This is a genomic window from Streptomyces sp. NPDC054841 (assembly GCF_053611045.1).
This window is the reverse complement of sequence record NZ_JBSGZO010000315.1, coordinates 1-10,242: the sequence shown is the minus strand read 5'-3', so window position 1 is coordinate 10,242 and position 10,242 is coordinate 1. Positions and strand designations below refer to the sequence as shown.

The following is a 10,242-nucleotide window of genomic DNA, read 5'->3' as shown; positions in this document are numbered from 1 at the left end:
ACATGGATCCGCGCCCCACCGTCACAGCTGAGCGATCACTGGTCGCGGTACATCTCCGCCACCAGGAACGCCAGGTCGAGCGACTGGCTGCGGTTCAGCCGGGGGTCACAGGCCGTCTCGTAGCGCTGGTGCAGATCGTCGACGAAGATCTCGTCGCCACCGCCCACGCACTCGGTGACATCGTCACCGGTGAGCTCGACGTGGATGCCGCCCGGGTGGGTGCCCAGCGCCTTGTGGACCTCGAAGAAGCCCTTGACCTCGTCGAGCACGTCGTCGAAACGGCGCGTCTTGTGGCCGGAGGCCGCCTCGAACGTGTTGCCGTGCATCGGGTCGGTCACCCAGGCGACCGTGGCACCGGACGCCGTGACCTTCTCGACCAGCTCCGGGAGCTTGTCCCGGACCTTGTCGGCGCCCATGCGGACGATGAAGGTCAGCCGGCCGGGCTCGCGGTCCGGGTCCAGCTTGTCGATGTACTGCAGCGCCTCGTCGACCGTGGTCGTCGGGCCGAGCTTCACACCGATCGGGTTGCGGATCCTCGACGCGAACTCGATGTGCGCGCCGTCCAGCTGGCGGGTGCGCTCGCCGATCCAGACCATGTGGCCCGAGACGTCGTACAGGTCGCCCGTACGCGAGTCGACGCGGGTCAGCGCCGACTCGTAGTCCAGCAGCAGGGCCTCGTGCGAGGAGAAGAACTCCACGGTGCGGAACTCGGCCGGGTCGGTGCCACAGGCCTTCATGAAGTTCAGCGCGTTGTCGATCTCGCGCGCGAGCTGCTCGTAGCGCTGCCCGGACGGGGACGACTTCACGAAGTCCTGGTTCCAGGCGTGCACCTGGCGCAGGTCGGCGTAGCCACCGGTGGTGAAGGCGCGCACCAGGTTGAGCGTCGAGGAGGACGCGTTGTACATCCGCTTCAGCCGCTCCGGGTCCGGGATCCGGGCCTCTTCGGTGAAGTCGAAGCCGTTGACGGAGTCGCCGCGGTAGGTCGGGAGCGTCACTCCGTCGCGGGTCTCGGTCGGCTTGGAGCGCGGCTTCGAGTACTGGCCGGCGATCCGGCCGACCTTCACGACCGGCACGGAGGCGGCGTACGTGAGCACCGCGCCCATCTGGAGCAGGGTCTTGAGCTTGTTACGGATGTGGTCGGCGGACACGGCGTCGAAGGCCTCGGCGCAGTCGCCGCCCTGGAGCAGGAACGCCTCGCCCTTGGCGACGGCTCCCATCCGGGCGCGCAGCTGGTCGCACTCGCCCGCGAAGACGAGCGGCGGATACGACTCGAGGTCCGCGATCACATCGCGCAGAGCCTCGGCATCGGGGTACTCGGGCTGCTGCGCCGCGGGCAGGTTTCGCCAGGTGTTGCCACCGCTTGCGGTGGTCTTAGCGTTCACGGTCACGAACACCACATTACGGGGTCGCCGGAGCGCTCCCCGCCGTCGCCCACTGGATGAGACGGCGCCCCGCACGAATGAGACAGCGCCCGGTGGGTCGCGACGGTGGACGCTCCCTCGTGGAACGCGCCGCGATGACGCGGGCGGATGCGCTAAGGTCGGCGACATGTTCGCGCAGACGACCCAGAACTGGTGGTGGACCGCTCAACCGGCGGCCCACTGACTCATCGCGCGCACAGATCGCGAAGGCCGCCCGAGGGGCGGCCTTTCTCATGTCCACAGGTCGTTCCTCTCCGCTACGGAAGGAACTCCACGGATGCACATCATCAGCAGACTGCTGGACACCGGCACCGCCGGCTGCCCGTCCTTCGCCCTGCTGCGCAGGCGCACCCCTGGCCGTGACCACGACACCGTCGAAGTGCTCATCGGCCGGGTCCACGAGGCCGAGCGGCTCGCGGACATCCCGGCCGGCGACCTCCCCTCACTCGCGCTCGTGCCGTTCCGGCAGCTCAGGGAGCGCGGCTTCGGCGTACAGGACGACGGCACGCCCCTGTCCGTCCTGGTCGCCGACGAGTCGTACGAGCTTCCGCTGGCGGAGGCGCTCGACCACCTTCCCGCACACGAGGTCCGTGTCGAGGGCGGCGCCTTCGACATCGGCGACGAGGAGTACGCGGAGACCGTCCGGCGGGTCATCGAGGACGAGATCGGGCGCGGCGAGGGCGCGAACTTCGTCATCCGGCGGACCTTCACCGGCGAGATTCCCGGCTTCGGCCGCGCCGACGCCCTGGCCCTCTTCCGGCGGCTGCTCGCGGGCGAGCGGGGCGCGTACTGGACGTTCGTCGTCCATGTCGGAGACGAGGAAGGGCCCGAAGGGCCTTCCTCGCAAGGGCCGGGGCGGGAGACGGGCGGGCGCACGCTGGTCGGGGCAAGCCCGGAGGTGCACGTCCGGATGTCGGGAGGAACCGTCGTGATGAACCCGATCAGCGGTACGTACCGCTATCCGGCCGACGGGCCGACACCTGCGGATCTGCTGGACTTCCTCGCCGACCGCAAGGAGACCGACGAGCTCTCCATGGTCGTCGACGAGGAGCTGAAGATGATGTGCACGGTCGGCGACATGGGCGGCGTGGTGATCGGGCCCCGGCTGAAGGAGATGGCCCATCTCGCGCACACCGAGTACGAGTTGCGCGGGCGGTCCTCGCTCGATGTGCGCGAGGTGCTCAGGGAGACCATGTTCGCGGCGACGGTCACCGGATCACCCGTACAGAACGCGTGCCGGGTGATCGAACGGTACGAAACCGGCGGGCGCGGCTACTACGCGGGCGCCCTGGCACTCATCGCCAGGGACGCGGGCGGCGCGCAGACCCTCGACTCCCCGATCCTGATCCGCACCGCGGACATCTCGGCGACGGGCGCCCTGCGCGTCCCCGTCGGCGCGACGCTCGTCCGCCATTCGGACCCGCTCTCAGAGGTGGCGGAGACGCATGCCAAGGCGGCGGGGGTACTGGCCGCGCTGGGGGTCGTCGCCGGGCCGGTTCAGGACCGGACGGTACGGCCGCGGCTGGCCGACGACCCGCGGGTGCGGGCGGCGCTGGACGCCCGGCGGGCCGACCTGGCGCCGTTCTGGCTGAAGATGCAGTCCCTCCCCGAGACGGCGGGCGGGCACGCCCTGGTCGTCGACGGCGAGGACACGTTCACCGCGATGCTGGCCCATCTGCTGCGGGGCGCGGGCCTGGAGGTGACGGTGCGCCGCTATGACGAGCCCGGCGTACGGGAAGCGGCGCTCGCCCACGAAGGCCCCGTGGTCCTCGGCCCGGGGCCGGGCGATCCCTCGGACGCGGCCGACCCGAAGATGCGGTTCCTGCGCTCGCTCACCGCTGAGCTGGTGCGCGGTCACCGGGGCGGCCTGCTCGGGGTGTGCCTCGGTCATGAGCTGATCGCCGCGGAGCTGGGCCTGGACATCGCCCGCAAGCAGACCCCCTTCCAGGGCGCCCAGGTGCGGATCGATCTGTTCGGCCGGGAGGAGACGGTGGGCTTCTACAACAGCTTCACGGCGGTGTGCGACGACATGACGGCCGGAAAGCTGGCCGCGACCGGGATCGAGGTGAGCCGTACGGAGCCGGACGAGGTCCACGCACTGCGTGGGCCGGGTTTCGCCGGCATCCAGTTCCACCCGGAGTCGGTGCTGACGCTGCGTGGGCCGGAGATCGTCCGGTCGCTGCTCGCTGCCGTGGTGCGGGAACCGTCGGCGTAGCCGGGGGTTTCGTCCCAGCCTGTTCCCCCTACGCCCGCAGGGCGCAGGGGGACCGGGGGACTGGGGGACCGGGGGACTGGGGAGCGGGGTGGGAAAGCCCCGGCCTCAGCCGAAGAAGACGCCGACCTCCTCGTACAGTGCCGGGTTCACGGTCTTCAGTCTGGACGTCGCCTCGGCGATCGGTACGCGGACGATGTCCGTGCCGCGCAGGGCGACCATCTTCCCGTAGTCGCCGTCACGTACCGCGTCGATCGCGTGGAGACCGAAGCGGGTGGCCAGCCAGCGGTCGAAGGCGCTGGGTGTGCCGCCGCGCTGGACATGGCCGAGGACCGTCGTCCTGGCCTCCTTGCCGGTGCGCTTCTCGATCTCCTTGGCCAGCCATTCACCGACGCCCGAGAGCCGCACGTGTCCGAACGAGTCGAGCGTCCCGTCCTTGAGGACCATGTCGCCGTCCTTGGGCATCGCGCCCTCCGCGACCACGACGATCGGCGCGTACGAGGCACGGAAGCGGGACGTGACCCAGGCGCACACCTGGTCCACGTCGAAGCGCTGCTCCGGGATGAGGATGACGTTCGCCCCGCCGGCCAGCCCCGAGTGCAGCGCGATCCAGCCGGCATGACGGCCCATCACCTCCACGACCAGGACCCGCATGTGCGACTCGGCGGTGGTGTGGAGACGGTCGATGGCCTCCGTCGCGATGCCCACGGCGGTGTCGAAACCGAAGGTGTAGTCCGTGGCGGACAGATCGTTGTCGATGGTCTTCGGCACACCTACGCAGTTGATGCCGTACTCGCCGGAGAGCCGGGCCGCGACCCCGAGCGTGTCCTCGCCGCCGATCGCGATCAGCGCCTCGACCTCGTGCTTGGCGAGGTTCTCCTTGATCCGGCGGATACCGTCCTCTTGCTTGAGGGGATTGGTCCGCGAGGAGCCGAGGATGGTGCCGCCCCGCGGCAGGATGCCGCGCACGGCGGGGATGTCCAGGCGCATGGTGTCGCCCTCGAGCGGGCCGCGCCAGCCGTCCCGGTAGCCGATGAACTCGTATCCGTACTCCTGCACGCCCTTGCGGACGATGCCGCGGATGACCGCGTTGAGGCCGGGGCAGTCGCCGCCCCCGGTCAGTACTCCGACCCGCATGGAAGGTCCCTTCGCCGTCGGTGGTGACATATGGGAGCCACGCTAGTAGTGACCCAGGTCACTCCGGGACGGTACGAAAGGTGAATTCCGGTGCGGCGGGCGCCTGTTGACGCCCGGAGATTCACTCCTACGAGTGTCAGGCGTCGTCGAGGCCGCGTTCTATCGCGTACCGCACGAGCTCCACGCGGTTGTGGAGCTGGAGCTTGCCCAGTGTGTTCTGCACGTGGTTCTGCACGGTGCGGTGGGAGATGACGAGCCGCTCGGCGATCTGCTTGTACGAGAGCCCCTTGGCGACCAGCCGCAGCACCTCGGTCTCCCGCTCGGTGAGCTGCGGCGCCTTCGGCTCGTCGGACCCGGCGGACGGCGCGGGGTCGGTGGCCAGCCGCCGGTACTCCCCGAGGACCAGACCGGCCAGGCCGGGGGTGAAGACCGGGTCGCCCACGGCGGTCCGCCGCACGGCGTCGATCAGCTCCTCCGTACTGGCCGACTTCAGCAGATAGCCGGTCGCTCCCGACTTCACCGCCTCCAGGACGTCGGCGTGCTCGCCGCTCGCGGAGAGCACCAGGACCCGCAGGGCCGGGTTCGCCCCGACGAGCTCCTTGCAGACCTGGACGCCGGGCATCCCGGGCAGATTCAGGTCGAGGACGAGGACGTCGGGTCCGACGGCCTTCGCGCGGCGCACCGCCTGCGGGCCGTCCCCCGCCGTCGCCACCACGTCACAGCCGGATGCGGCCAGGTCGCGCGCGACCGCGTCCCGCCACATCGGGTGGTCGTCGACCACCATGACCCGGACCGGCTGCTGCTCCGTCGTCTCCGTCATCGTCCTGCCTTCCCCCGTGGGACCTTCAACTCGACTTCCGTACCCTGCCCCGGCACCGAGATCAGCTCGGCCGTGCCCCCGATGTCCCGCAGCCGGCCGCGGATCGAGAGGGCGACGCCGAGCCGCCCCTCCCCCTCCGCCTGGGCGAGCCGCCCCTCCGGGATGCCCGGCCCGTCGTCCCGGACCGTCACGATGACCTGGTCCGGCCAGTCCTCGACCAGGATCCACGCCTGAGCGCGGTCACCGGCATGTCTGCGGACATTGTCCAGGGCGGCACTGACAGCCGCCGCGAGCTCCTTCGCAACGGTCGCCTCCAGCAGCACCGGGGCGCCCGGCTCGGACAGGGTGACCCTGCATCCGGCGTGCGGCGCCAGCAGTCTGCTCAGATCGCGCGGGCCCGCGTCGTCCACCGCCCCCTCGTCGCCGTCGGGTTCGTCCACGATCCGCACGACCGCGCCCTGCGTCTCGTCCTCGGAGACCCGCGAGGTGGGCACCAGGCCGCCGGCGACCAGAGTGCGCAGGGCCACCTCCTGCTCGCCCGCCATGCGGCCCAGCTCCGCCGCCTCGCCACCGAGCGCGGTGCCGCGCCGCTGCACCATCGCCAGCACCTGAAGCACGCTGTCGTGGATGTCGCGGGCCAGCCGCTCCCGCTCGCGGGTGGCCGCCTCGATCTCCAGGGCACGGGCGAGGGTGCGCTCGGAGGCGCGGGCGACCTCGACGACGTAGCCGATCGCGATGGAGGCGACCCACACCAGCAGGACGTTGTGGAAGGTGTCCCGGCTGGGCTCGCCGCGTTCGATGATGTTGGCGACGGCGACCAGGGAGGACGCGAAGCCCGCCCAGCGCCAGCCGCCCTTGATGGCGAACGCGAGGACCGATCCCGCGGTCCAGATCGTGGGCAGGGTCGGGCCGTCCACCAGTTGCGCCTGGTCGTCGGCGTACGGGGTGAGCAGGATGCCGGTGAGGGCGATGGTGAGATCGGCGACGAGGAAGCTCTTCGTGCAGGCCGCCGCGTTCGCCACCCTGGGGATCGTCGCGAGGGTCCAGACGACCATCACGGCGAGGAAGCCGATGGCCACCCAGGGCTGCTCGAACTTGTCCCGCGCGAAGACGAAGAGCAGTACCGCGTAGATCATCGTCAGAACGCGGTACGCGGTCAGCGCACGCCACAGTGGCAGCTCGACCGACATGCGCACGACACGCTCGCGCTTGGCCATGTTCCCCCCACCCTGTCCCGCCCCGGAAGGGCGACGCTACTGAGCGCCGTCCTGTTCTGCTCTCCGGGCCTTGTCGGCCTTCTCCGCTTCCCTGGCGGCTTCCTTCTCCGCTTCCCTGGCGGCTTCCTTCGCGGCTTCCTTCGCGGCGTCCCTGGCCGCCTTCTCCGCATCCGCGATCTGACGCTTGGCCGCGGTCGCGTAGATGTCGACGTACTCCTGCCCGGAGAGCTTCATGATCTCGTACATGACCTCGTCGGTCACCGAGCGCAGGATGAAGCGGTCGTGCTCCATGCCGTGGTAGCGGCTGAAGTCGAGGGGCTTGCCGATCCGGATCCCCGGGCGCATCAGCTTGGGAATGACCTTGCCGGGCGGCTGGATCTTCTCGGTGTCGATCATCGCGACCGGGATGACGGGGGCGCCCGTCGCGAGCGCCACGCGGGCGAGGCCGCCCGGCTTGCCGCGGTAGAGCCGGCCGTCGGGCGAGCGGGTGCCCTCCGGGTAGATACCGAAGAGCTCACCGCGCTCGATGACCCCTATGCCGCTCTTGATGGCCGCCTCGCCCGCGCCACGCGCACCGGACCGGTCCACCGGCAGCTGGCCCACGCCCTTGAAGAAGGCGGCCGTGAGCTTCCCCTTCACACCGGGCGAGGTGAAGTACTCGGCCTTGGCGATGAAGGTGACCTTGCGGTCCAGGACCGCGGGCAGGAAGAAGGAGTCCGAGAAGGACAGGTGGTTGCTCGCGAGGATCGCCGGCCCCTCGGCGGGAATGTTCTCGAGGCCCTCCACCCACGGCCTGAAGGCGAGCTTCAGTGACCCTCCGATGGAGAACTTCATTGCGCCGTAGATCAACTCGAGTGCCTTCCTGGTGTCCGTCGAAAAGACCTTAACCCGTGCGGGGCCTGCACTCTCTCCCCCGGGTCCCTGCTGGGTGGCCGTCGGCCCTGGTCGGTGTCGGTCCGGTCGCGTACGGTGAAGGCACCTTCGTATCGAGTCTCTTCCTCCTCGCTTCCTCTCTCCTCGCTTCCTCTCTCCTCCTCACGAGTCCCTTCCTCACGAGTCCCTTTCTCACGTACCTCTTCCTCACGAACAGGAGACCCCGGTGCCGGTCCTTCCCGGAGCCGAGCCGTACCGCCACGACGGTGGTGAGGTCGGCGTCCTTCTCTGTCACGGATTCACCGGTTCCCCCCAGCCGCTGCGCCCCTGGGCGGAGTATCTGGCGGAGCGCGGTCTGACCGTGTCGCTTCCGCTGCTGCCCGGCCACGGCACCCGCTGGCAGGACATGGCGCTGACCGGCTGGCAGGACTGGTACGCGGAGGTGGACCGGGAGCTGCGGGCGCTGAAGGAGCAGTGCAGCCAGGTCTTCGTCTTCGGGCTCTCCATGGGTGGCGCGCTCACGCTGCGGCTCGCGGCCAAGCAGGGCGACGCGGTGCAGGGCATCGTCCTGGTCAACCCGGGGATCAAGGTGCACGGTCTCGCGGCGCACGCCCTCCCGGTGGCCCGCCACTTCGTCCGTACGACGAAGGGGGTCACCAACGACATCGCCAAGGAAGGCGCCGTGGAGGTCGGCTACGACCGGGTGCCGCTGCACGCCGCGAACTCCCTGCGGAACTTCTTCCGGCTCGTCGACGGCGAGCTGCCGCAGGTGACCCAGCCGCTCCTGCTGCTGCACAGCCCGCAGGACCACGTGGTCCCGCCCGCCGACTCGGCCCGGATCCTCAGCCGGGTCTCGTCGAGGGACGTCCAGGAGATCCTGCTGGAACAGAGCTACCACGTTGCGACGTTGGACCACGACGCGGAGCGGATTTTCGAGGAGAGCCACGCATTCATCGGCCGGCTCGCTCCGAGTGTCGGGAAGAAGGGGAGCACCACCGGTGGCTGAGCAGCACGACGCGGACCGGGACCGGGACCAGGAGCCGCAGCCCATCGACGAGGAAGCCGCCTGGGCGGCGATCGTCGCGGGGTACGGGGACGAGCCTTCCGACCCGCCGGGGGCGAAGCCGTTCAAGTCGGTGGAGGACCTCGCGGGCCTGGAGAAGTCCGTCAGGAATGGCGCGTCCGAGGACGAGGACGACGAGGAAGAGGGCCCTGCGCCGGACAAGCCGCTGGGCAGCTCGATCGTGTTCGCGCCGGGCGTCGGCCGAGGTGGCGGCCCGCGCGACTACGAGGTCGCCGAGGCTGGCGACGACGATCTCGACGAGACCGACGAGGGACATTTCGTGCCGCCCGAGCCGCCGCCACTGCCGGAGGCCGACACGACCGCGAAGTTCGCCTGGCTCGCGGTGATCGGCGGCCCGGTGCTGCTGCTGCTCGCCGTGCTCCTCCAGTGGGACATGACGTGGTGGCTCACCACGCTCGGCGTCGGTGGCTTCCTGGGCGGCTTCTTCACACTGGTGGCCCGGATGTCCCACGGGGACGACGAGGACGACGACGATCCGGGCCGCGGCGCGGTCGTCTGACGGTCTCCGTCGCCCTCACCGTGGCCTTCGCGCACCGCCCGGGCGGGGGTCGCCCGGCGTCAGGGCGCTCCGGCGCCCGCGGCCCGGGCGGCGGCCATGGGGAACCTGAGCGCGGCCAGGACCGGAAGATGGTCCGTGGCCGCCTTCAGGTCGGCCTCACTGATGCCCGGGAGCCCGAGCGGCACGCCGCAGCCGAGGACCTCGACCCCCTTGGTGGCGAAGATCGCGTCGATCCGCTGCTGCGGGTCGCCGGGGGGCGAGGTGTACTCGGCGCCCCATGGGCTGACCGCCCAGCAGTCCTGGAGCCCGGCCGCGAGCCGTCGGAAGCTGCGGCCGTCCGGCCGGTCGTTGATGTCGCCCGCGGCGACGGCGTACGGCACGTCCATCCCCTCAAGCCGGTCGAGCAACATCCCCGCCTGGGCGTAGCGCTCGTCGCTCCGGAGGCTCAGATGGCAGCTGAGCAGGCCGATCCGGGCGCCGCCGATCCGGACGACCGCGGTCGCGAAGCCCCGCCGGTGCAGTCCGGGCGTCAGCGGCAGCAGCACGTCCTCGGTACGCTCCAGGGTCGCCCGCAGCGAGCACAGCAGCAGCGGCCCCGAGGCGGTGGCTCCGCCGCTCAGCATCACCAGCTCGCTCTTGGCGGCGAGGCGCGCCGCGTGCTTGCGCCATCTGAAGAAGCGCGGCGCCTCCTGTACGAAGACGAGGTCGGGCCGGCATGCGCGGATCACTCTTGCGAGCGCGTCCTCGTCGTCACGCATCGAGCGGATGTTGTAGCTGAGGACGCGCACGATGGGTGAACCGTCGGGTTCGGTGCGGGAGTTGGGCAGCGGGTTCGTCACGGACGTCGCCATGCGCCACAACATAACGGGCCCGGGCCCGCGGCCCCGCCCATCGGCCCGGGGCGCGCCGCGATGCCGACCGGAGCCGGGCCGTTGGGCGCCTGCGGCGGGCCCTTTCCCCTCCCCGCCCCTTCCCGAAC

The 10,242-nt window shown here is 70.6% G+C and carries 11 protein-coding genes; 4 read left to right on the top strand and 7 right to left on the bottom strand.

Annotated elements, in window-relative coordinates; genetic code table 11:
- Positions 1-35: 35 nt before the first annotated feature.
- The gene (locus ACWGI8_RS31080) at positions 36-1,388 is read right to left on the bottom strand and encodes a class II 3-deoxy-7-phosphoheptulonate synthase (protein ID WP_453665956.1); all 1,353 of its coding nucleotides are present in this window, start codon (positions 1,386-1,388) and stop codon (positions 36-38) included.
- Positions 1,389-1,548: 160 nt separating this feature from the next.
- Between ACWGI8_RS31080 and ACWGI8_RS31075 the strand changes: the two genes are divergently transcribed.
- Positions 1,549-1,605, top strand: coding sequence for a trp operon leader peptide (locus ACWGI8_RS31075; RefSeq protein WP_107422014.1), 57 nt, complete (start codon positions 1,549-1,551; stop codon positions 1,603-1,605).
- Between the two features lie 93 nt (positions 1,606-1,698).
- Positions 1,699-3,636 (top strand): anthranilate synthase family protein, encoded by a 1,938-nt coding sequence (locus ACWGI8_RS31070; protein ID WP_453665954.1) that lies wholly within the window; start codon positions 1,699-1,701, stop codon positions 3,634-3,636.
- Positions 3,637-3,741: 105 nt separating this feature from the next.
- Here the strand turns inward: ACWGI8_RS31070 and ACWGI8_RS31065 are convergent, their stop codons facing one another.
- From ACWGI8_RS31065 to ACWGI8_RS31045, 5 genes are all read right to left on the bottom strand, one after another.
- Positions 3,742-4,770 (bottom strand): 6-phosphofructokinase, encoded by a 1,029-nt coding sequence (locus ACWGI8_RS31065; protein ID WP_453665952.1) that lies wholly within the window; start codon positions 4,768-4,770, stop codon positions 3,742-3,744.
- A 136-nt stretch (positions 4,771-4,906) separates the two neighbouring features.
- On the bottom strand, positions 4,907-5,590 hold the full coding sequence (locus tag ACWGI8_RS31060) for a response regulator (RefSeq protein WP_453665950.1): 684 nt from the start codon (positions 5,588-5,590) through the stop codon (positions 4,907-4,909).
- Positions 5,587-6,807 (bottom strand): MacS family sensor histidine kinase, encoded by a 1,221-nt coding sequence (gene macS, locus ACWGI8_RS31055; protein WP_453665948.1) that lies wholly within the window; start codon positions 6,805-6,807, stop codon positions 5,587-5,589. Before macS ends, ACWGI8_RS31060 begins: the two co-directional genes overlap by 4 nt.
- Positions 6,808-6,843: 36 nt before the next feature.
- Complete coding sequence (locus ACWGI8_RS31050; protein WP_453665958.1) at positions 6,844-7,641, bottom strand: lysophospholipid acyltransferase family protein; 798 nt, start codon at positions 7,639-7,641, stop codon at positions 6,844-6,846.
- 49 nt (positions 7,642-7,690) lie between these two features.
- Positions 7,691-7,975 carry a hypothetical protein gene (locus ACWGI8_RS31045; protein WP_453665960.1) on the bottom strand — a complete coding sequence of 95 codons (285 nt, stop codon included), beginning with the start codon at positions 7,973-7,975 and terminating at the stop codon, positions 7,691-7,693.
- Here ACWGI8_RS31045 and ACWGI8_RS31040 point away from each other — a divergent pair.
- Complete coding sequence (locus ACWGI8_RS31040) at positions 7,907-8,686, top strand: alpha/beta hydrolase (RefSeq protein ID WP_453665947.1); 780 nt, start codon at positions 7,907-7,909, stop codon at positions 8,684-8,686. The genes ACWGI8_RS31045 and ACWGI8_RS31040 overlap by 69 nt on opposite strands.
- Positions 8,679-9,263, top strand: coding sequence for a hypothetical protein (locus tag ACWGI8_RS31035; protein ID WP_453665945.1), 585 nt, complete (start codon positions 8,679-8,681; stop codon positions 9,261-9,263). The genes ACWGI8_RS31040 and ACWGI8_RS31035 overlap by 8 nt, the downstream gene beginning before the upstream one ends.
- 59 nt (positions 9,264-9,322) lie before the next feature.
- Here ACWGI8_RS31035 and ACWGI8_RS31030 read toward each other — a convergent pair whose 3' ends face one another.
- Positions 9,323-10,114, bottom strand: a complete 792-nt coding sequence (locus ACWGI8_RS31030; RefSeq protein WP_453665943.1) for an endonuclease/exonuclease/phosphatase family protein — start codon at positions 10,112-10,114, stop codon at positions 9,323-9,325.
- Between the last annotated feature and the right edge of the window lie 128 nt (positions 10,115-10,242).

Coding starts and splice junctions, on each gene's coding strand:
- ACWGI8_RS31070 (WP_453665954.1), top strand. CDS start 1,699: ATGCACATCATCAGCAGACTGCTGGACACCGGCACCGCCGGCTGCCCG.
- ACWGI8_RS31065 (WP_453665952.1), bottom strand. CDS start 4,770: ATGCGGGTCGGAGTACTGACCGGGGGCGGCGACTGCCCCGGCCTCAAC.
- ACWGI8_RS31060 (WP_453665950.1), bottom strand. CDS start 5,590: ATGACGGAGACGACGGAGCAGCAGCCGGTCCGGGTCATGGTGGTCGAC.
- macS (WP_453665948.1), bottom strand. CDS start 6,807: ATGGCCAAGCGCGAGCGTGTCGTGCGCATGTCGGTCGAGCTGCCACTG.
- ACWGI8_RS31050 (WP_453665958.1), bottom strand. CDS start 7,641: ATGAAGTTCTCCATCGGAGGGTCACTGAAGCTCGCCTTCAGGCCGTGG.
- ACWGI8_RS31030 (WP_453665943.1), bottom strand. CDS start 10,114: ATGGCGACGTCCGTGACGAACCCGCTGCCCAACTCCCGCACCGAACCC.